The 20353-nt window shown below is 68.2% G+C and carries 21 protein-coding genes; 8 read left to right on the top strand and 13 right to left on the bottom strand.

The window, feature by feature from the left end; all coding sequences use genetic code 11:
• The 7 genes from EAT49_RS11155 to EAT49_RS11125 form a co-directional block, all read right to left on the bottom strand.
• Positions 1–1473: a mannitol dehydrogenase family protein gene (locus EAT49_RS11155; RefSeq protein WP_123642405.1), complete on the bottom strand. Its 1473-nt coding sequence runs from the start codon at positions 1471–1473 to the stop codon at positions 1–3.
• A complete protein-coding gene (locus tag EAT49_RS11150; protein ID WP_123642404.1) occupies positions 1473–2246 on the bottom strand; it encodes an L-iditol 2-dehydrogenase in 774 nt (257 codons plus the stop codon). Before EAT49_RS11150 ends, EAT49_RS11155 begins: the two co-directional genes overlap by 1 nt.
• The gene (locus EAT49_RS11145; RefSeq protein ID WP_123642403.1) at positions 2243–3247 is read right to left on the bottom strand and encodes an ABC transporter ATP-binding protein; all 1005 of its coding nucleotides are present in this window, start codon (positions 3245–3247) and stop codon (positions 2243–2245) included. The genes EAT49_RS11150 and EAT49_RS11145 overlap by 4 nt, the downstream gene beginning before the upstream one ends.
• A gap of 44 nt (positions 3248–3291) precedes the next feature.
• Positions 3292–4122, bottom strand: coding sequence for a carbohydrate ABC transporter permease (locus tag EAT49_RS11140; RefSeq protein ID WP_123642402.1), 831 nt, complete (start codon positions 4120–4122; stop codon positions 3292–3294).
• Between the two features lie 10 nt (positions 4123–4132).
• Positions 4133–5011 (bottom strand): carbohydrate ABC transporter permease, encoded by an 879-nt coding sequence (locus tag EAT49_RS11135; protein WP_123642401.1) that lies wholly within the window; start codon positions 5009–5011, stop codon positions 4133–4135.
• A 102-nt stretch (positions 5012–5113) separates the two neighbouring features.
• Positions 5114–6430, bottom strand: a complete 1317-nt coding sequence (locus tag EAT49_RS11130) for an ABC transporter substrate-binding protein (protein WP_123642400.1) — start codon at positions 6428–6430, stop codon at positions 5114–5116.
• 96 nt (positions 6431–6526) lie between these two features.
• Positions 6527–7558 carry a LacI family DNA-binding transcriptional regulator gene (locus EAT49_RS11125; RefSeq protein WP_123642399.1) on the bottom strand — a complete coding sequence of 344 codons (1032 nt, stop codon included), beginning with the start codon at positions 7556–7558 and terminating at the stop codon, positions 6527–6529.
• Positions 7559–7782: 224 nt separating this feature from the next.
• Here EAT49_RS11125 and EAT49_RS11120 point away from each other — a divergent pair, with 224 nt between their 5' ends.
• From EAT49_RS11120 to zapE, 3 genes are read left to right on the top strand one after another with little or no spacing between them, the layout of a single operon-like run.
• The gene (locus tag EAT49_RS11120) at positions 7783–9417 is read left to right on the top strand and encodes a thiamine pyrophosphate-binding protein (RefSeq protein WP_123642398.1); all 1635 of its coding nucleotides are present in this window, start codon (positions 7783–7785) and stop codon (positions 9415–9417) included.
• A gap of 59 nt (positions 9418–9476) precedes the next feature.
• Positions 9477–10025, top strand: a complete 549-nt coding sequence (locus tag EAT49_RS11115; RefSeq protein WP_123642397.1) for a helix-hairpin-helix domain-containing protein — start codon at positions 9477–9479, stop codon at positions 10023–10025.
• Between the two features lie 46 nt (positions 10026–10071).
• The gene (zapE, locus tag EAT49_RS11110) at positions 10072–11127 is read left to right on the top strand and encodes a cell division protein ZapE (protein WP_123642396.1); all 1056 of its coding nucleotides are present in this window, start codon (positions 10072–10074) and stop codon (positions 11125–11127) included.
• Positions 11128–11153: 26 nt separating this feature from the next.
• Here zapE and EAT49_RS11105 read toward each other — a convergent pair whose 3' ends face one another.
• From EAT49_RS11105 to accD, 4 genes are all read right to left on the bottom strand, one after another.
• Entirely contained in the window at positions 11154–11582 is a 429-nt protein-coding gene (locus EAT49_RS11105; protein ID WP_123642395.1) for a LysM peptidoglycan-binding domain-containing protein, read from the bottom strand.
• A gap of 226 nt (positions 11583–11808) precedes the next feature.
• Entirely contained in the window at positions 11809–12177 is a 369-nt protein-coding gene (locus EAT49_RS11100) for a LysM peptidoglycan-binding domain-containing protein (RefSeq protein ID WP_123642394.1), read from the bottom strand.
• Positions 12178–12315: 138 nt separating this feature from the next.
• A complete protein-coding gene (locus EAT49_RS11095) occupies positions 12316–13623 on the bottom strand; it encodes a bifunctional folylpolyglutamate synthase/dihydrofolate synthase (protein WP_123642393.1) in 1308 nt (435 codons plus the stop codon).
• A 41-nt stretch (positions 13624–13664) separates the two neighbouring features.
• Positions 13665–14603 (bottom strand): acetyl-CoA carboxylase, carboxyltransferase subunit beta, encoded by a 939-nt coding sequence (gene accD, locus EAT49_RS11090; RefSeq protein WP_123642392.1) that lies wholly within the window; start codon positions 14601–14603, stop codon positions 13665–13667.
• A 99-nt stretch (positions 14604–14702) separates the two neighbouring features.
• On the opposite strand from accD, the gene EAT49_RS21415 reads away from it, so the two are divergent.
• Both EAT49_RS21415 and EAT49_RS11080 read left to right on the top strand, forming a co-directional pair.
• On the top strand, positions 14703–15158 hold the full coding sequence (locus EAT49_RS21415) for a hypothetical protein (protein ID WP_123642391.1): 456 nt from the start codon (positions 14703–14705) through the stop codon (positions 15156–15158).
• 112 nt (positions 15159–15270) lie between these two features.
• Positions 15271–15840: a hypothetical protein gene (locus EAT49_RS11080; RefSeq protein ID WP_123642390.1), complete on the top strand. Its 570-nt coding sequence runs from the start codon at positions 15271–15273 to the stop codon at positions 15838–15840.
• A gap of 59 nt (positions 15841–15899) precedes the next feature.
• On the opposite strand, the gene smpB is transcribed toward EAT49_RS11080, so the two are convergent.
• Both smpB and EAT49_RS11070 read right to left on the bottom strand, forming a co-directional pair.
• Positions 15900–16370, bottom strand: a complete 471-nt coding sequence (gene smpB, locus EAT49_RS11075; RefSeq protein ID WP_123642389.1) for an SsrA-binding protein SmpB — start codon at positions 16368–16370, stop codon at positions 15900–15902.
• Positions 16371–16395: 25 nt separating this feature from the next.
• Positions 16396–17628: an APC family permease gene (locus EAT49_RS11070; RefSeq protein WP_123642388.1), complete on the bottom strand. Its 1233-nt coding sequence runs from the start codon at positions 17626–17628 to the stop codon at positions 16396–16398.
• A gap of 100 nt (positions 17629–17728) precedes the next feature.
• Between EAT49_RS11070 and EAT49_RS11065 the strand changes: the two genes are divergently transcribed.
• The 3 genes from EAT49_RS11065 to EAT49_RS11055 all read left to right on the top strand — a co-directional run bounded on the left by EAT49_RS11065 (position 17729) and on the right by EAT49_RS11055 (position 20231).
• Positions 17729–18916: a winged helix-turn-helix domain-containing protein gene (locus tag EAT49_RS11065; RefSeq protein ID WP_123642387.1), complete on the top strand. Its 1188-nt coding sequence runs from the start codon at positions 17729–17731 to the stop codon at positions 18914–18916.
• Between the two features lie 140 nt (positions 18917–19056).
• The gene (locus tag EAT49_RS11060; protein WP_123642386.1) at positions 19057–19950 is read left to right on the top strand and encodes an SPFH domain-containing protein; all 894 of its coding nucleotides are present in this window, start codon (positions 19057–19059) and stop codon (positions 19948–19950) included.
• Positions 19947–20231, top strand: a complete 285-nt coding sequence (locus EAT49_RS11055; protein ID WP_123642385.1) for an NfeD family protein — start codon at positions 19947–19949, stop codon at positions 20229–20231. The genes EAT49_RS11060 and EAT49_RS11055 overlap by 4 nt, the downstream gene beginning before the upstream one ends.
• Positions 20232–20353 lie beyond the last annotated feature (122 nt).

The raw sequence follows: 20353 nt of genomic DNA, 5'->3' as shown, positions 1-20353 counted from the left end.
TTACCTCGCGGCATAGGCGGTGAGGGCGGCGGACGTGCCCTCGCGCCAGATCATCGAGAGCCAGTCCGCGAAGGGGGCCGCGAAGGCGGGGGCCTCGGCCAGGTCGCCGTAGATCGCGCGCTGGGCCAGCCATGCACCGGGCGTGCCACGGGAGGCCCTCGACGCGGAGACGAGACTGTCCCAGTGCGGATCGTTCGTCTCGATCACCGTGCCGTCCTCGCGGGTGCCCGCGCACATGCGCGCCCAGAGTGCCTCCACGAGGGCGAGGCCCGACACGGGCCCCCCGGTGGCGAGGGCATCGCGCAGGATCGGCAAGAGAAAGCCGGGGTGGCGGGACGAGCCGTCGAAGGCCACGCGGCGGGTGGTGTCGCGGATGCTCGGGTTGGCGAAGCGGCGTTCGATCAGGGCGAGGTAGCCTGCGGGGGTCATGCCGGGGACCGCCTCGACATGGGGCAGGATCTCGGTGAACTGGACCTTGCGGAACATGGCGGCGATGGCGGAATGGGCCATGCAGTCGGCGATGGTCGGCACGGAGAGGAGTTCGCCCGCATTGGCGAGAACCTGGTGGCCCGCGTTGAGGATGCGGATCTTCATCATCTCGTAGGCGTGGACATCGTCGGTGAAGGTCGCGCCGACGCGGTCCCAGTCGGGGCGGCCTGCGCAGAATCTGTCCTCGATCACCCACTGGCGAAAGTTCTCGTGGGTGACGGGCGCATCGTCGTGGATACCGATGTCGCGGACCAGGGCCAGTTCCGCGGGTCCGGTGGCCGGCACGATGCTGTCGACCATGGAATTGGGGAAGGCGCCGTGGGTGTCGATCCACCGGGCGAGGTCGGGCTCCTGTAGTCGGGCGAGGCCCACGACGGCCTGCCGCAGGATCGCGCCGTTGCCGCGCAGGTTGTCGCAGCAGAGGCCGGTGAAGGGCCCGTGCCCCGCCGCGCGGCGCAGGCGGAGGGCCGCGACCATCGCCCCGAAGGCGGTGCGGGGCTGCCCGGGGTGCGCTGCGTCATGGGCGATGTCGGGGTGGGCAGTGTCGAGGCCGCCCGTGGGGTCGACGTAGTAGCCGCCCTCGGTGACGGTCAGGGACACGATGCGGATGCGGGGGTCGGCCATGGCGTGGATGAGGGGGGCGTTGCCCTCCTCTATGGGCAGGTAGTCGATCATGGCGCCCGTCACCTCCGCCGAGCGGTGTGCGGGGGCGAGTTCGATCAGGGTCGTCAGGCAGTCCTGCGCCAGAAGCCTGTCGCGCAAGGCGGCGTCATGGGGTCGGACGCCGGCGCCGAGGATCGCCCAGTCATGGGCGTCCCCCTCCTGCATCAGGCGATGGAGATACCAGGCCTGGTGCGCACGGTGGAAATTGCCGAGCCCGATATGAACGATACCGGGCGTGAGGCGCCCGCGGTCATAGGTCGGGCGCAGGATCTCGCGGGGCAGGTCGGAGAGGGTGGCGTCGGAGAGGCGGAGTCCGGACATCAGCTCATCCATTGGCCGCCGTCGACGTTGTAGCATTGCGCGACGATGTACTCGGCCTCGTCGGAGGCGAGGAAGACCGCCATGCCGGTGAGGTCGGACGGGCGGCCCATCCGGCCGTAGGGCACGCCGGCGGCGACCTCGCGTTTCTTCTGGCCGGGGGCCTTGTTCTCGTATCGGGCGAAGAAGGCGTCGACGCCGTCCCAGTGCTCTCCGTCCACCACGCCGGGGGCGATGGCGTTCACGTTGATGCCGTGGCGGATCAGGTCGAGGCCGGTGGACTGGGTCAGGCTGATGATCGCGGCCTTGCTGGCGCAGTAGACGGCGACAAGCGGTTCTCCGCGGCGGCCCGCCTGGCTGGCCATGTTGATGATGCGGCCGCGGATGCCGCGGTCGATCATGTGCCGGGCGACGGCCTGAAGTGTGAAGAGCGCGCCGGAGACGTTGATGTCGAAGACGCGGGCATAGTCCTCGCGGGTGATCTCGACCGTGGGGGCGGCGGAGAAGATGGCGGCGTTGTTGATCAGGATGTCGATCTGGCCGAAGGCGTCCGCGGTCTCGGCCACGGCGGCGTCGATGCTGTCCTGCCGGGTCACGTCCATCTCGACGGCGATGGCGGCGGCGCCGATCGCCGTGGCGGCGGCGCGGGCGCGGTCGATGTCGATGTCGCCGATGGCGACGCGGGCGCCCTCGCGGACATAGGCCTCGGCGAAGGCACGGCCGATGCCGCGTGCGGCTCCGGTGATGAGGGCAGTCTTTCCGTCGAGGCGACTCATGTGATGCGCAGGCCTTGCTTGTCGAAGCGGTGGAGCTGGTCGGGATCGGGGGTGAGCCAGACCTCGTCGCCGTGCCGAACGCCGACCTCGCCGCCGACGCGGACGGTCACGGGGTCGGGGATGCCCTCGCAGGCGACGTGAAAGAAGGTGTCGGAGCCAAGATGTTCGGACACGCCGACGCGGCCGTGCCATTCGCCTCCGCTGTCGGAGACGGCGATGTGCTCGGGGCGGATGCCGATGGTCTCGGCGCCGTGGCGGGAGGCGATCTCGCCCGACACGAGGTTCATCTTCGGACTGCCGATGAACCCCGCAACGAAGGTATTCCGGGGCGAGCGGTAGAGCTCGAGCGGCGTGCCGACCTGTTCGATTTGCCCGGCGCGCAGGACGACGATCCGGTCGGCCATGGTCATGGCCTCCACCTGATCGTGCGTGACATAGATCATCGTCGTGCAGAGACGGTTGTGCAGCTCGCTGATCTCGAGCCGCATGCCGACGCGAAGGGCCGCATCGAGGTTCGACAGCGGCTCGTCGAAGAGGAAGGCGGAAGGCTCGCGCACGATGGCCCGGCCGATCGCGACGCGCTGGCGCTGGCCGCCCGACAGCTGCCCGGGGCGGCGGTCGAGGTAGTCGGTGAGGTTCAGCACCTCGGCGGCGGCGGCGACCCGGCGGTCCTGCTCGGCCTTGTCGAGACCAGCCATGCGCAGCGGGAAGGCGATGTTCCTGCGCACGCTCATGTGGGGGTAGAGCGCGTAGGACTGGAACACCATGGCGAGGCCGCGCCTTGCGGGCGGCGCGTTGGTGGCGTCCTTGCCGTCAATGCGGATCTGCCCGCCGGAGAGGTCCTCAAGCCCCGCGATCATCCGCAGCAGCGTGGATTTCCCGCAGCCCGAGGGGCCGACGAAGACGACGAATTCGCCGTCCTCGATCTGGAGATCGAGAGGAGGAATGACCTCGACGTCTCCGAACGCCTTGCGGACTTTGTCGAGCGTGATGCGTCCCATGGGTCTCGTCCTTGTTCTGGCCTGCCGCGTAGCTGCGTCCGGGCCTATTTCACCGCGCCGAAGGTCAGGCCGCGCACGAGTTGCTTCTGGCTGAACCAGCCGAGGATCAGGATCGGCGCGATGGCCATGGTCGAGGCGGCGCTGAGTTTCGCGTAGAAGAGGCCCTCGGGGCTGGAATAGCTGGCGATGAAGGCGGTGAGCGGCGCGGCGCTCGCTGCGGTCAGGTTGAGCGTCCAGAAGGCCTCGTTCCAGGCGAGGATGACGTTGAGCAGCACCGTGGAGGCGATGCCGGGGATCGCCATGGGCGTCAGGACGTAGAGGATTTCCTGCCTGAGGCCCGCCCCGTCCATCCGCGCAGCCTCGAGGATCTCGCCGGGGATTTCCTTGAAGTAGGTGTAGAGCATCCAGACGATGATCGGCAGGTTGATGAGCATCAGCACTAGGATCAGGCCGATGCGGGTGTCGAGCAGGCCGAACTGCACGAAGAGCAACGAGATCGGGTATAGCACGCCGACCGCCGGGAGCATCTTCGTCGAGAGCATCCAGAGCAGGATGTCCTTGGTGCGGCGCGACGGCACGAAAGCCATGGACCACGCGGCGGGTACGGCAACCAGGATGCCAAGGAGGGTGGAGCCGCCCGCGATGATCACCGAGTTCCACAGGAAGCGCATGTAGTTCGAGCGCTCCTGCACGACGGCATAGTTCTCCAGCGTGAAATCGAAGCCCCAGAAGAGCGGGGGATTCGCGATGGCCTGGGCCTCTGTCTTGAAGCTGGTCAGGATGGTCCAGTAGATCGGGAAGAAGATCAGCAGGCCGATCGTCCAGGCCACTGCGGTGGTGGCGATCTTGCGGGGGGTGGAGACTGCGCGTGCCATGGTCGTCCCCTCAGCGGTCCAGGTTCTTGCCGACGATGCGCATGAGGAACAGCGCGATGATGTTGGCGAGGATGATGGCGTAGACGCCGCCCGCCGAGCCGAGCCCGATGTTCTGGCTGTCCACGACGCGCTGGAAGATCAGGTAGGTCAGCGTCCGGGTTCCGAAGGAGCCGCCGGTGGTGACGAAGATCTCGGCGAAGATCGACAGAAGGAATATGGTCTGGATCAGGATCACGATGGTGATCGCGCGCCCCAGATGCGGCAGGACGATGTGAAGGAAGCGCGACAGCACCGGCGCGCCGTCCATTTCCGCGGCCTCGAGCTGTTCGCTGTCCAGGGACTGGATCGCGGTCAGCAGGATCAGCGTGGCGAAGGGAAGCCACTGCCAGGACACGATGATGATGATCGACTGCACCGAGGCATCCGACATCCACGATACGGGCTGTGCGCCGAAGAAACGCCAAAGATGGGCGAACATGCCGTTCACCGGGTCCATGAACATGTTCTTCCACACCAGCGCCGAGACGGTGGGCATGACGAAGAAGGGCGCGATGACCAGGATGCGGACGACCCCCTGGCCCCAGAACGGCTGGTCGAGGAGAATGGCGAGGAGGATGCCGAGGGCCACGGTGATCACAAGCACGCCGCCGACGATCATGAGCGTGGCCTGCACGCTGGGCCAGAAGGAGCTGGAGCCGATGAAACGGGCATAGTTCTCGAAGCCGACCCAGTCGAGGCCCCGCTCCAGCGAGTCGCCGCGCATGGGCAGGTACTGCTTGAACGAGAAGAAGACCGTCATGGTCAGCGGCACCAGCATCCAGCCGAGCAGCAGGATGACCGCGGGCGCCATCATCAGCCGGGCCGCGGAGCGTGAGTGACGGGTGGCCATGGGCGTGCACCTTTCCCGGAGGCAGGAACGTTCCGCGCGACGCGGCGGCGGAGGGCGGTCCGGGGGCGGGCGGGTCCGCCCCCGGACGTCATGCGGGGAAAATCAGCGGTAGCCCGCCGCCTCCATCGCGTCGTTGGTCAGGGCCTGGGCGTTCGCCAGCGCCTCCTCCACGGTCTGCTGACCGGCGTAGACCTCGGCGAATTCCTGGCTGACCTCGGTGGCGATGCCCGCGAATTCCGGGATCGCGACGAACTGGATGCCGATGTAGGGAACCGGATCGACCGTCGGGTTCGTCGGGTCGGCGGCGTTGATCGAGTCAAGCGTCATCGCGGCGAAGGGCACTTCCTGGTAGGCGGGGTTCTCGTAGAGCGAGTTCCGCGCGCCGGGGGGGACGTTGGCCCAGCCCTCGTTCTCGGCCACGAGCTCGATGTAGTCCTTCGAGGTGGCCCATTCGATGAACTGCTTGGCTGCGTCCTCCTTCTGGGTGCCGGCAGGGATGGCGAGGGCCCAGGCCCAGAGCCAGTTCGACCGTTTCTCGACGCCGTCGGCATTGGGCGCGAGGGCGAAGCCGACGCTGTCCGCGACGGAGCTGTCGGCTGGATTGGTCACGAAGGAGGCGGCGACGGTGGCGTCGATCCACATGCCACAGCGGCCCTGCTGGAACAGCGAGAGGTTCTCGTTGAAGCCGTTGGTGGCGTAGCCCGGAGGGCCGAAATCGTTCATCAGCTCGACGAAGAAGGTCAGCGCCTCTTCCCACTCCGGCTGGTCGAACTGGGCGTTCCAGTCCTGATCGAACCAGCGCGCGCCGAAGGAGTTGCCGGCGACGGTGATGAAGGCCCCGCCCTCGCCCCAGCCGGGCTTGCCGCGCAGGCAGATCCCGTAGACCTCGTTCTCGGGGTCCGTCATCGCCTCGGCGGCCTGACGGATGAACTGCCAGGTCGGCGCATCCGGCATCTCGAGTCCGGCCTGTTCCATAAGGTCTGTGCGGTACATGACCATCGAGCTTTCGCCGTAGAAGGGCGCGGCATAGAGCGTGCCATCATGGCTCAGGCCGCCACGCATCGCGGGCAGGATGTCGTCGACGTCATACTCTTCGGACAGGTCGTCAAGCGGCACGAGCCAGCCGTTCGCGCCCCAGATCGGGGTTTCGTACATGCCGATGGTCATGATGTCGAACTGACCGCCGTTGGTGGTGATGTCGGTGGTGACGCGCTGGCGCAGCACGTTCTCCTCGAGGGTGACCCACTCGACGCCGATGCCGGTCTCCTCGGTGAAGAGGTCGGTGTAGCCCTGCATCCGGATCATGTCGCCGTTGTTGACGGTCGCGATTGTGATGGTGGTGTCCTGGGCCGCGGCGGCGGTGGCGAAGGCGACGAGCGCAAGGGCACTGGTCGCGCGAAGCGCGGTTCTGGGTGACATCCGTATCCTCCCTGGTCTGGATGCTATGTCCGGAAAAGCTACGGGCGTGCGTTGCCTCGCGTCAAGAATAATCTTTGCGCGTGTCAAGTTTTGGGGTCAGGCGGAGGCCCTTAGAATCAGGCGCGCAGGGATCAGCGTTTCGGTCCGGGTCGAGAACCTGCCTCCCGCCTCGATCAGGGAAAACAGCGTTTCCATGCACTTGTCGGCCACGGCCTCGTATTCATGTGCGGCGGTCGTGAGCGACGGGCAGGTGAAGCGGGAGAAAGGATGGTCGTCGTGGGAGGCCACGCGTAGCGCGCAGCCGTCGCCGCGGCCGACGCGCAATCCGCGCTCGTAGCATGCCGACAGCAGGCCTATGGCGAGTCGGTCGTTGCTGCACAGAACGGTATCGGTGGCGAATCCACCTGAGTCGAGAATCTCGTGTGTGCCGCGCCGTCCGATCTCCTCGAAGGCCCAGCCCTCGCCCTCGATCTGGACGACGCGGGGCTCGTGGCCGGCCTCCTCCATGACGCGCAGATAGGCGTTGCGGCGCTTGTTGGCGTTCGGGTTGGCCGGCGTGCGCATCTCGAAGAAGCAGGGCGGCGCCCCGGTTCGGCAGAGGTAGTCCACGGTCTGCTCGACGAAACTGTGGTTGTCGGAGCCGACGAACGCCTCTCCCATGTCCTCGATATTGCTGTCGAAAAGCACGGTGGGCACGTCCCGGCAGAAGCGAGCGACCGCGGCGCGGTCCGAGAGGCGCCCGAGCGGCGCGAGAAAGACGCCGGCCGGTTTCAGTGCGGTGAGGCCCTCGAGGATCTCGTTCTCGAGCTTCATCTCGCCATGGGCGCTGTAGAGGATCGGGGCGAACCCCGCATCGATGCAGCGACGCTGGATGATCCGTGCGATCTCGGCGAAGAAGGGGTCGGCGAGATAGGGTACGACGATCCCGACGTTCTTCGTGAGGCTGCGGTTCTGGTTCACCGCGTAGATGTTGGGGCGGAAATCGTAGCGCTCGAGCGCGGCCTCGATCCGTTCCCGCGTGGCGGGGCGGACGCTGGCGGGGTCGTTGAAGTATTTCGACACGGTCGGCCGGGAAAGGCCGCTGAGGGCGGCGAACTGCTCCATGTTCCGGATCTTGCGCTGGCTCATGGTCCTGTTCCGCGTGGCCGCTGGGGCTCTTGGGCTGAAAGAAACCCACGAAATATTGCGCGGGTAAAGAACTTTGTCCCCCGAAACGGGCCGATCCCGGTATTTCCTGTGGGGCAGGGCCTTCTATGGCTCGAAAGGCGGGGGACGGGAAGGCATCCTGCTGGCGGCTTGCACATCCCGGGGCGGTCCGCACAGTCTGCGGTGAGGCCGGATCGGGAGGATTGATGGCGCACGGCGGCAGGTTTCTGGTGGACACCCTAGAGAGGTTGGGGGCGGAGAGGGTGTTCTCCGTGCCCGGCGAGAGCTTTCTCGCGGTGCTCGACGCGCTGCACGACAGCCCGATCCAAAATGTCGTCTGCCGGCAGGAAGGCGGGGCGGCGATGATGGCGGAGGCGACCGGCAAGCTGACGGGGTTGCCCGGACTGTGCTTCGTCACGCGGGGTCCGGGCGCCACCAACGCGAGCGCGGGCGTGCATGCGGCGCGGCAGGACTCCACGCCGATGATCCTGTTCGTCGGGCAGATCGCGCGGGGCGACCGGGACCGGGAGGCGTTCCAGGAAGTGGACCTTGCCGCGATGTTTGCACCGCTGGCGAAATGGTCGGCGGAGGTGCGGGAGCCTGAGCGGCTGGGCGAATACGTCGCGCGGGCCTGGGAGGTGGCTCTGTCGGGCAGGCCCGGGCCGGTGATGCTGTCGCTGCCGGAGGACGTGCTGTCGGCGAAGGTGGAGGGCGTGACGGTTCCGGGGCCGGTGGTGCGGGCGGGGGCGGACTGGTCGGGCGTCGCGCAGGAGATTGCGGCGCGGGTCGACCGGGCGCAGCGACCGCTTGTGGTTGCGGGCGGTCCGGGATGGTCGCACCGCGCGGCGGGCGATCTGGCGGCCTTCGCGGAGGCGCGGGGCCTGCCCGTCGCCACGGGCTTTCGGAGACAGGATCACTTTGACAACCGGCATTCCCATTATGCAGGGGACCTGAACCTTGGAGTGAACCCGAAGCTGGCAGCGCGACTGCGGGACGCGGACGCGCTGCTCGTGCTGGGGTCGCGGCTGGGGGATATCGAGACGCAGGGCTACACGCTGCTCCCGCCGGGGTCGCATCCGGGGATGATCCACGTACATTCCGACCCGGACGAGATCGGGCGCGTGTACCGGCCCGGGCTCGGAGTCGTGGCGCGGGCGCCGGAGGTGCTCGAGGCGCTGGCGGCGCTGCCCGGGGGGGCGGACCGGGGCGATTTCGTCGCGGAGGCGCGGGCGGAGTTCGAGGACTGGACCCGGCCCAGGGAAACGCCCGGCGAGGTGAAGCTGGAGGCGGTGATCCGCTGGCTGTCGGATCATCTGCCCGAGGATACGGTGGTGACGAACGGGGCCGGGAACTACGCCGCCTGGCTGCACCGGTATTTCCGCTGGAAGCGGTTCGGCACCCAGCTGGCGCCCACTTCGGGGAGCATGGGCTACGGCTTTCCCGCGGCGGTCGCGGCGTCGATCGCGTATCCGGGACGGGCGGTGGTCTGTCTGGCGGGGGACGGGTGTTTCCAGATGACGCTCAACGAGATGTCCACGGCGGTGCAGGAGGGCGCGACGCCTGTCGTGATCGTGGCAAACAATGGCCAGTACGGCACGATCCGCCTGCACCAGGAGCGCAACTATCCCGAGCGGGTCTCGGGCACGGCGCTGGCCAATCCGGATTTCGCGGCGCTTGCGCAGGCCTACGGCGGCCACGGCGAGGTGGTATCACGGACGGAGGACTTTGCCGCGGCCTTTGGTCGGGCGAAGGAGGCCGGAACCGTGGCGGTGATCGAGCTGCGGCTCGATCCCGAGGCGCTGTCGCCGGGAGCGACCCTGAGCGGGGTTCGCGGCCAGTGATCTTGTATATACAAATGATAGGCATTACTCTGCGGATTGCCTGACCACAGGAGGGACGAATGGCAGAGGTGGAGAGCGTGCGCGGCGTCGGAAAGGTTCTGGCGTTTCACCTGCGGGAGAAGGGGATCACCACGGCAGAGGCGCTGGCCGCGACGCCGCCCGACGACCTTGTGACCGTGCCGGGGATCGGCGCCTCGCGGGCGATGGTGCTCGTGCTGGCCGCCCGGGAGGCGGCGGGGACGCCCGAGGCGCCGGCGAGGGACAAGGCGGCGAAGTCCGTGCAGGCGGAGGCGCCCGTCAAGGCGGAAGAGGCGCCGGCGCCCGCGACGGCGCAGTCCCCCGCAAAGGCCGGGAAGGCGGCCAAGCCGGAGAAGGCCGCGAAGGCGAGGAAGGCCGAGAAGCCTGCGAAGGCGGAGAAGGTGAAGAAGGCGAAGAAGGCCGAGAAGGCCGAGAAGGCGGAGAAGCCGGCCAGGGCGGAGAAGGCGAAAACGCCCGCCAAGGCGGAGAAGGCCGCCAAGAAGGACGCCAAGGCGAAGAAGAAGGACGCCAAGGCGAAAAAGAAGGACAAGTCCGGCAAGGCCGCGAAGAAGACCGCGAAAAAGGGGTGACCGGCAGCGTCTTTTCTCCGCCATCGCGGCGGGTTAAGGGCGCAGGGTGACGATTACCGAGACATACGAGGCGCGGGTCGCCGAAGGACAGCTCGATCCCGATCCGGCGCAGCGCGCGGTGCTGCCCGAACTCGACCGCGTCCGCGAGGAGCTGTTGCGCCCGGTCAGGCGCGGCCTCTTCCGCAAGGCCCCCGAGCCGGTGCGCGGCCTCTATCTCTGGGGTGGAGTCGGGCGCGGCAAGTCGATGCTGATGGACCTTCTCGCGGAGGAGGTCGACGTCCCGCGGGAGCGGCGGCATTTCCATGCCTTCATGCAATGGGTGCAACATCGCATGAACGTGGCCCGCCGGGAGGGCGTGACCGATGCGATCAAGCCGGTGGCGGAGGAGCTTGCCGGGCGAATCCGGCTTCTGGCGTTCGACGAGATGCAGATCACCGACATCGCGGACGCGATGATCGTGGGACGGCTGTTCCAGCGGCTGTTCGACGGGGGCGTCACCTTGGTGACCACCTCGAACCGACATCCGGACGACCTGTATGAAGAGGGGCTGAACCGGCATCTGTTCCTGCCCTTCATCGAGATGATCAAGACGCGCTGCGTGGTGTGGGAACTGGCCTCGGAGACCGATCATCGGCAGGGCAAGTACCACGGCGCACAGAGCTATTTCCATCCGAACACGCCCGAGGCGCGGGCGGCGCTGCGCGACATCTGGGATCGGCTGACGGGAGGCGTAAGCGAACCGCTGATCCTGAAGGTGCACGGGCGAGAGGTGGAGGTTCCCGCGTTCCACAACGGGGTCGCGCGGGCGACGTTCTACGATCTCTGTGCGAGGCCGCTGGGACCGGCGGATTACATCGCGCTGGCGGAGGCGACGCGGGTGCTGATCCTCGAGGACGTGCCGCAGCTGTCCTCTGCGAATTTCAACGAGGCGAAGCGGTTCGTGACTCTGATCGACACGCTCTACGAGGCCAAGGTGAAGCTGTTCGTCTCGGCGGCTGCGCGGCCCGAGATGCTCTACATGGAAGGCGCCGGGTCGTTCGAGTTCGGGCGCACGGCGAGCCGTCTGGAAGAGATGCAGACGGCGGTCTGGGCGGGGGAATAGGCCCGGCAGTTACTGCCCGCCAGAGATCAGAAGGACGGGATCAGGAGGGTCGTGCCGGGCCTGAGGCCGTTCTCGAGCACGGCACGGTTCGCCGCGGCGATCCGGGGGGCGAGGTCCGGGTTTCCATAGAGCTTGGCCGCGATGCCCGCGAGGTCCTCGCCCGGTCCGGCGGTGTAGGTCGCAGGACGTGCCGCAGGTGCGCCGGGCGCGACGGGGGTGGCGGTGCGGATCAGGTGGCCGGCGGCCTCGGCCTCGGCGAAGGCGACGGCGGGATCCGGTCCGGCCAAGGGCGCACCGGCAGACGTCGCGGCGGCGGTGTAGGTCGTTATGCGCGCCTCGTGGCGGTCATGGGCCAGCAGGGCAAAGCCAAGGGCGGCGACGCCCATGGCAAGCAGCGCGGGGGCCGCGGGGGTCCGCATAAGGGAAAACGGCCGGAGGGCCGGCTGGTCCGTCATGAAATGCTCCTGCTCGCTGCCTGTTGGCCAGGTCAGATGCTGTGGTTCTTGCCTCAACTGGGCCGAAATGTAGCAGGTCGAAGGCGGCTCTGTCAAAGTGGAAGGGGCGGGCGCCCCCCCCCACTCCTTCGGCGGCGATCGTTTCTGAACCGACGGGAAACCAGGCTCCGGAAACAGAAGGACGGGCCTGAGCCCGCCCTCCCGCCCTGCCAAGACGGGGACTTCCCTAGCCGGGAAGAATGAGGATCTGCCCGGAGGTCAGTTGACCGTTTCGGGCGAAAGTGCTGGCGTTGGCCTCGCCCATGCGCATCGAGGCTTCGGGCGAGCCATAGTGACGCTCGGCGATCGAGCGGATCGTGTCGCCGGCCACGGCGGTATGGGACCGTGCGCTGGCTGCGTCACGGCGAGATATGTCGAGCATGCCGCGAGCGGTCATCAGCCGTTCGGGCACGCGGAGCGCAGTGCGGGCGCGCTTCACCTCGAGTTCGGGAGCGGATGCCCGGGACGGTTGCAGGGGCGGACGATCGAAGCCCATGACGACGGCAGCGGAGAGGGGGATGGCGGCGACGGCGTGACCCGGGGCGGCGCGGGTCATGACCGGCCCGTCCGGCCGGTGGGCGGGTCAAGATCTGCCGTGGGCGACCTCAACATCCTCAGCTTCCTCTCGAACGCCCCTTGGGTAGGGGGCGGTTCCGTTCTGCTTACAAGATGTAGAGGACAGGGTGATTCGCAGTCAACAGGGAGTTGCGTCCGCCCCCGCTCGGCCGCCCACATTCTCGCGGAGGACATGCCCGGCAAGATAAAGGGACCCGCAGATGAGTATGCGGGACCCGGGCTCGGCGGCGGCCAGATCGCGGAGCGCGGCCTCGAGTGAGGGGGACTCGACGATCCGCTTGAAACCCGCGCGGCGCCCGGCCTCCGCGGTTTCTCCGGCGCTGAGGGTCGCGGTCTCTCCCGGTATCGCGAGGGCGGTGAGACGTCCGGCCCGCGGCGCGAGGGGGCGAAGGTAGCCTTCGGCATCCTTGGTGCGAAGCATCCCGCAGACGAGATGGGTAGGCCGAGCCGGCAGGGTGGCGAGGGTATCGGCCACGGCCTGTCCGGCGGCGGGATTGTGACCGCCGTCGAGCCACAGCTCGCAGCCCGCCGCCCAGTCGACGACTCGTCCCGAGACGAGACGCTGCATCCGGGCGGGCCATTCGGCGCGGGTGACGGCGGCCTCGCAGGCGGCTTCGTCCGCGCCGAGATGGCGCAGCGCGGCGAGCGAGGTGCCCGCGTTGGTGATCTGGTGCGGTCCGGGCAGGCGCGGCAGGGGCAGGTCGAGAAGACCGGTTTCGTCCTGAAAGATCAGGCGGCCGCGTTCGGCGGAGACATGCCAGTGCTGGCCCGCGGCGATGAGTGGCGCACCGGTCCGGGCGGCGCGATCCTCGATCACCGCGAGGGCGGCGTCCGATTGCGGGGCGACGATGCAAGGCGTGCCGCGCTTCAGGATTCCGGCCTTCTCGAAGGCGATTTCGGGGACGGTCTCGCCGAGATACTGCTGGTGGTCGAGATCGACCGGCGTGATGACGGTGAGGCGGGGAGCCTTCACGACGTTGGTGGCGTCGAGCCGACCTCCGAGGCCGACCTCTATCAGGCACCAGTCCGCGGGGGTCTCGGCCATGGCGAGAAGCGCGGCGCAGGTGGTGATCTCGAAATAGGTGATCGGCTCGCCGCCGTTCGCGGCCTCGCAGCGGTCGAGGACGCGGGCGAGGTGGTCCTCGTCGATCAGTTCGCCCGCGATGCGGATGCGTTCGTGAAACCGCGCGAGATGGGGCGAGGTATAGGCATGAACCCGGGCGCCGGTGGCCTCGAGCCCTGCGCGGATCGTGGCAAGGGTGGAGCCCTTGCCGTTGGTTCCTGCGATATGGACCACGGGGGGCAGGCGGTCCTGGGGGTCGCCGAGGGCGGCGAGCAGTCGCCACATGCGGTCGAGCGTGAGGTCGATCACCTTGGGGTGCAGCGACATCAGCCGGGCGAGGAGGACGTCCGAGGTTTCGGTCATGGGGCGCTCGTGGAGGGGTGGAGTTGACGGCCGGCCGGGGCTCAGTCGCGGGAGGCGGCGTCGGCTGGGTCGGTCACGGCCTCGGACCGGGAATTGTCCCCGGGCGCGGGCAGTTCACCCTTCACCGCCGGGTCGAGACCCAGCAGCATCCGGGTGATCGAGATGAGTTCGTCGCGCAGTTCCCCACGCGGGGTGACGCGGTCGAGCATCCCGTGGTCGAGCAGGTATTCGGCGCGCTGGAATCCCTCGGGCAGTTTCTCGCGGATGGTCTGTTCGATGACCCGGGGACCGGCGAAACAGATCAGTGCTCCGGGCTCCGCGATCTGGACATCGCCGAGCATGGCGTAGCTGGCGGTGACTCCGCCCGTCGTCGGGTGGGTCAGCACGACGATGTAGGGCAGGCCCGCCTCCTTGAGCATCTGCACCGCGACGGTGGAGCGGGGCATCTGCATCAGCGAGAGAATGCCCTCCTGCATCCGCGCGCCGCCGGCGGCGGAGAAGAGGATGAGCGGGCGTTTCATCTCCACCGCCTTCTCGGCGGCGGCGATGATGGCGTTGCCCACGTACATGCCCATGGAGCCTGCCATGAAGGAGAAATCCTGCGCCGCGGCCACGATGGGCGTGCGGCCGATCTCGCCGGTGGCCACGAGCATCGCCTCGGCCTCTCCGGTGGCCTTCTGCGCGGCACGAAGGCGGTCGGGGTACTTCTTCTGGTCACGGAAGTGGAGCGGGTCGACGACGGGTTCCGGCACGGGAACCTGGCTGAACACGCCGCCGTCGAAGAGGGCCGCAAAACGCGCACGGGGCGACAGCGGCATGTGATGGCCGCAGTTCGTGCAGACGTTTAGGGCGTCCGACAGTTCCCGGTGGAACAGCATCGTGCCGCATTCCTCGCACTTCTTCCAAAGGTTCTCGGGCACTTCGCGGCGCGAGAAGATGGAGTTGATGCGCGGGCGGACGTAGTTGGAGATCCAGTTCATCGGGACCCTTCTGCCGGCTCGTGGGTTGCAGATATTCGGGCGGGGGTGTGAATGCAATCGGCCCCCGGCCTGCGATGTCATGCAAGGGAGGGACACGCCATGCGCCCAGGTCACATTCTGCCGGTTTGCCTCTTGATCGCGGCCTGTGCCGCGCCGCCGCCGGTGATTGTGCCCGCCCCCCCGCCGCCTGCGCCGGAGCCCGTCCCGGCCGCGGCGCCGGAGCCGAGCCCCTCGTCCTCGCAGAGGCGGACGCCGCCGCCGCCGCCGCCGGAACCCGCTCCCGGTCCCGAGGGAGACGCGGAGATCCTCGATATCCCGCCTCTGGACGAGAGCGAGATTCCCGAACCGGGCGGCGAGGGGACGAACGTCGAGGAGGTGGCCGCTCCGGAGGAGAGCCCTCAGGAGCCGCCCGGCGAGGGGACGGGCGAAGGAGCCGGCGATGCCGATGGCGCGGCCGGTGGCGGCGAGGAAAGCGGTTCTGCAACCTTGCCCCAGCCCGATCCCGCGAGCGAACCGGCGGACGAGGGCGTGATTTCGGCGGGCTCGGACCTCTAGCACACGGCAAACGGCAGAACGGCCTTCCGCAACGCGGGCCGAGCGGCTAGTGCTGTGGCGGCTGACGCCGCTTCCCGGCGCGTCGGCCCTTGGCCAGGGAGGAGAAAGCCCGATGTTTCGTTTCGCCAGCCTTGCACCGGTGTGCCTGATCCTTGCGGGATGCGCCGACATCGCGCTGCCCGACCTCGGGATCACGATGCCGGGGGCGGCCGAAACGCCGGCGGTGCGCGACTTTCCGGTTCAGGATTCGGCCTGCGTCGGTGCCGTTCGGCAGGAGGTGCGGGTGGTGGATGTGCGCATCGAGGAGCGCACGCCCGCGGCCGGCGAGACGGTGATCTACGAGCTTGCCGTGGGACGGGACGGCACGCGCTGGACCTGCACCGCGAGCGCGGCCGGAGAGGTCACCGCCGTGGGGCTGCTCAGGGGACCGGAGCCGACCCCGCCGTTGAACGCGACCGCGCCGCGACCCGCCGCACCGGTTGCAACGCAGCCTGCCGCGCCTGCGCCGTCGACCGGCGCAGTCTCGCCGGCGCCCGCGCCCGCGACAGTGACTGACACACCTGCGGCAGTGCCCTCGAGCGGCCCTGTGATCCTGCGGGAGACCGAGTCGGGTCCGGCCGTTCTGCCGACGCCTGATCCAAGGTCGACCCAGCCGACGGAGCCGTTGCCCGCGTTCAACTGAGTGCATCGACGGGGGCGAAACCGGCGAAGCGGTGAACCGGCGCGCATGAACGCGCGCCGTCAGTTTTCCTTCAGCAGGCGCTGCTTCTGACGCTGCCAGTCGCGCTTGGCCTCCGTGGCGCGCTTGTCCTGGGTCTGCTTGCCCTTGGCGGTGGCGATCTTCAGCTTCGCGATCCCCTTGTGGTTGAAGTAGAGCACCAGCGGCACAACGGTCATTCCCTGGCGCTGGGTGGCGTTCCAGAGCCGCGCGATCTCCCGCTTGTTGGCCAGGAGCTTGCGCCGGCGGCGTTCCTCGTGGGGGAACATCGCCTCCTTAAGGGGGGCGATGTAGGCGTTCACGAGCCAGAGTTCGCCGTCGTCGACCGCGACATAGCTGTCGGCGATGTTCGACTGGCCCGAGCGCAGGGATTTGACCTCCGAGCCGGTGAGCATGAGGCCGACCTCGAGATCGTTCTCGATCGCGTAGTCGTACCGCGCGCGACGGTTCTCGGAGACGACCTTGTAGTTCTTGTTCTCGTCAGTCTTTGCCATCGGCTTCAGATATGGAACCCGGGAGCTATAGCCAAGAGACGATCTGCCAGCCGATCGCACCCGCGCAGAAGGCGGCACCGAGGAGGGGCACCGCTTTCCACATGTCGGGCACGCCTTCTGGCTGGCTCTCGCGCTTGAGCCGCCAGAGAGCGAGGTTCACTAAGAAGAAGACCACGAGGATCGAGAGCGAGGTCGCGGCCGCGAGGTTCTTCAGGGGAAAGAAGAGCGCGAGCGCGAGGACGATCCCGAGCGTCAGCAGCGTGGCTGGAATGGGTGTCGCGGTGGTTCGGTTGACCCGCGCCAGGAGACCCGGTGCGCCGCGGCCGTCGCGTCCGAGGTCCAGCAGCAGGCGCGAGGCGGCGACGATTTGCGTAAGGCCCCCGTTGACGATGACGAAGAGGGAGGCGATCGCGAAGGGCAGCCCGGGCCAGCCCTGCCGTTCGACGGCGGCGACGAGCGGGGCCTCTGCCGTGGCGATCTCCTCCACGTCACCGCTGCCGGTCACGGCGGCGGAAATGCCGATGTAGAAGAAGAACACCACGACGAGAGAGGCGATCATGGCGGCGGGAAGGGTGCGGCGGACGTCGCGGACCTCCTCGGCAGTCTGGGTCATGTCGCCGAAGCCGATGAAGGAGTAGATCGCGAGGAAGGCTGCGGCGAAGACACCCGAGATCGCGCCGGTCTCCATGTCCGTCGCGGCGGAGGCGATGGCGGAGGGGGAGGACAGGAGCCCGTCGCGGGCGATCCAGAGGATCAGCAGAAGGGTGGCCACGCCGATGATCGTTGTGACGGTCATGAACCAGGCGGTGTGCTTCATGCCCGCGATCGCGACAACGCCCAGAAGGACGATGAGGCCCGTGGTGGCCATCCAGTCGGGCACTTCGGCGAAGCTGTTCACATAGGAGACGAAGCCCGTGGTGATCGTGGCGCCGGAGACGATGTTTGCCACGGTGAGCACCCAGCCTGTGGCGGAGCCCGCGCGGCGGCTGTGAAAGGCCTTCTGCACATAGTCTATGGGCCCGCCCGCGGTGGGGATGCGGGCGGCTATCTCGGCATAGCTGAGCGCGGTGAAGATAGCGACGAGGCCCGCCACGGCATAGGCCACGGGAGAGAGGCGGCCGGCCTCGGCGATCACCTCGCCGATGACGACGAAGATGCCGGCCCCGAGGATGGTGCCCGATCCGTAAAAGGTCAGGCCCCAGAAGCCCATGGAGCGTTCGAGCCCGCTTCCGGGGCGCTGGTCTGTCGTCTCGGACATGGCGATGGAACGTCGCGTGGAAGGGGGCGGTTCCGGGCCGGCGTTGCGGTTTATCCTGCCACGGCTTTTCAATGCAGGTTGCCGACGTCATGGTGCGGCGATGATCCTGCCGCGCCTGTCCAACGCCGCCGCCCGCGCCCATTTTCTCGACCGGCACGGGCTCGCCGGTGCGCCGGCGGGCCCGGGGCGCGGAGACGACCTTTCGGAGGTCATCCGGGCGCTGGGTTTCGTCCAGGTGGACAGCGTCAACACGCTGGCCCGGGCCCATGACCTCATCCTTTGGTCGCGAAGACCGCGCTACCGGCCACCGCAACTGGACCGTCTGCTGGCCGGGCGGCGGGTTTTCGAGCACTGGACCCACGACGCCGCGGTGCTGCCGATTGAGGCCTTCCCCCATTGGCGCCTGAAGTTCGACCGGGACCGGGCGCACCTCGACCGTCGCTGGCCCAACTGGCGGCGGGAAGGCTGGCACCACCGGATGGACGACGTTCTGAAGCGGATCGCGGCGCATGGCCCCTTGACCTCGGCCGAGGTCGGCGAAGGTGAGGAGAAGGGGCGCGGGGGCTGGTGGGACTGGCATCCGTCGAAAACGGCGCTCGAGTACCTGTGGAGGTCGGGGGAGCTGTCGATCACCCGGCGGGAGGGGTTTCGCAAGGTCTACGACCTGACGGAACGGGTGATCCCGCCCGAGTGGCTGGACCGGAGGGCGGAGCCGGGCGAGACGGTGGACTGGGCGATGGCAGGTGCGCTCGACCGGCTGGGATTTGCCACGACGGCGGAGCTGAGGGCGTTCCATGACCTCGTGACTCCGGCCGAGGCGAAAGCCTGGGCGGAGGCGGCGCTGGCCGAGGGGCGGATTGTCGAGATGGAGGTGGAGACGGCCGAGGGCGGTGTGCGGCGCTGCCTCGCCCGGCCCGGGTTGGCGGAGGCTCCCGTGCCGGAGGCGGCGGGCAGGGTGCGCGTGCTCTCGCCGTTCGATCCGGCTCTGCGGGACCGGGCGCGGGCGGAGAGGCTCTTCGATTTCCGCTACCGGATCGAGATCTTCGTGCCGGCCGAGCGACGGCGCTACGGCTATTACGTCTTTCCGGTCTGGGAGGGGCTGCGGGCCATAGGGCGGATCGACATGAAGCGCGAGGAGGGCTGTCTGGCGGTCCGGGCCTTCTGGCCGGAGCGGGGCGTCGGCATGGGGCAGGCGCGGCGGCGGCGTCTGGTGGCGGAACTCGAGCGCGTCGCGCGGCTGGGGGGATGCGGGGACCTGAGGTTCGAGGCGGGGTGGGTGCGCGGCTGACGCAGGTGGGCGCGCGCCTCTGGACTTGCAGCAGCGGACAACCGCAGGATCACGGCAGCCCGGAAAACGCGCCGTTTCCATCCCGAAAACGGCCTCAATCCCGCGTCATGGTCAGGCGCGGATAACGGCGGAGGACGGGCATGGCGCTCGACGGTGTTTTCGGCGGCCTGATCGGCCTCAACGGGTTGGCGCTGGTTCTGGCGCTGTTCCTGATCGTTGCAGTGCTGACGGCGGTGCGGATCGTCCCGCAGTCGGAGAAATTCGTGGTCGAGCGGTTCGGCCGCCTGCATTCGGTGCTGAGCCCCGGCATCAACGTGATCGTGCCCTTCATCGACCGCGTGGCGCACCGGATCTCGATCCTCGAGCGGCAGCTGCCGACGAACACCCAGGACGCGATCACTTCGGACAACGTGCTGGTGCAGGTGGACACGTCCGTCTTCTACCGGATCATCGAACCCGAGAAGACCGTCTATCGGATCCGGGACGTTGACGGGGCGATTTCCACGACCGTGGCGGGGATCGTGCGGTCGGAGATCGGCAAGATGGAGCTCGACGAGGTGCAGTCGAACCGTTCGACTCTGATCCTCGCGGTGCAGGACCAGCTGGCGAACCAGGTTGACGACTGGGGCATCGAGGTGACGCGGGCGGAGATCCTCGACGTCAATCTCGACGAGGCGACGCGGGCGGCGATGCTCCAGCAACTCAACGCCGAACGCGCGCGGCGGGCGCTGGTCACGGAGGCGGAGGGCAAGAAGCGCGCGACGGAACTGGAGGCGGACGGGCAACTCTATGCCGCCGAGCAGGAGGCCAAGGCGCGGCGGATCGAGGCCGAGGCGGAGGCCTATGCGACGGCCATCGTGGCGGATGCGATCACCGAACACGGACTGGAGTCGGCGCAATACCAGGTGGCGTTGAAACAGGTCGAGGCGCTGAATAAGCTCGGTGGCGGGCAGGGCAGCCAGACGATCATCGTTCCTGCCCAGGCGCTGGAAGCGTTCGGAAATGCCTTCAGGTTCTTCGGGAGGGGTACGTGATCGGCGGGATCGTTCTGTGGAACGCCTGGTGGGCCTGGATCATCTTCGGCCTCATCCTCGGCATGCTGGAGATGCTGTTGCCGGCCTATGTCTTCATCGGTTTCTCGGTGGGGGCGATCCTGACAGGACTGGGCCTGTGGGTCGGGATTTTCGGCGGGTCGCTGGCGTGGACGCTGGTGACCTTCGCAGCGGTTTCGGGGCTGGCGGTGGTGGCGCTGCGACTGACCTGGGGCGCGCCCACGCGCAAGGCGAAGGTCTGGAGAACCGACATCAACGATTGAACGACTGACGTCCGGGTTCGGAACGGAAAGACCCCGGCCGGAGGAACAGCCGGGGTCTCTGCCGGAGGAGGGAGGAGCTCCGGCGCGGGATCGGTGGGACGGCCGACCCCGGGGACGAGGAA

Origin of the sequence: Histidinibacterium lentulum, assembly GCF_003789055.1 — a bacterium.
Classification (GTDB): Bacteria; Pseudomonadota; Alphaproteobacteria; order Rhodobacterales; family Rhodobacteraceae; genus Oceanicola; species Oceanicola lentulus.
The sequence above is the reverse complement of the archived record's forward strand: the minus strand, read 5'-3'. Positions and strand labels throughout refer to the sequence as shown.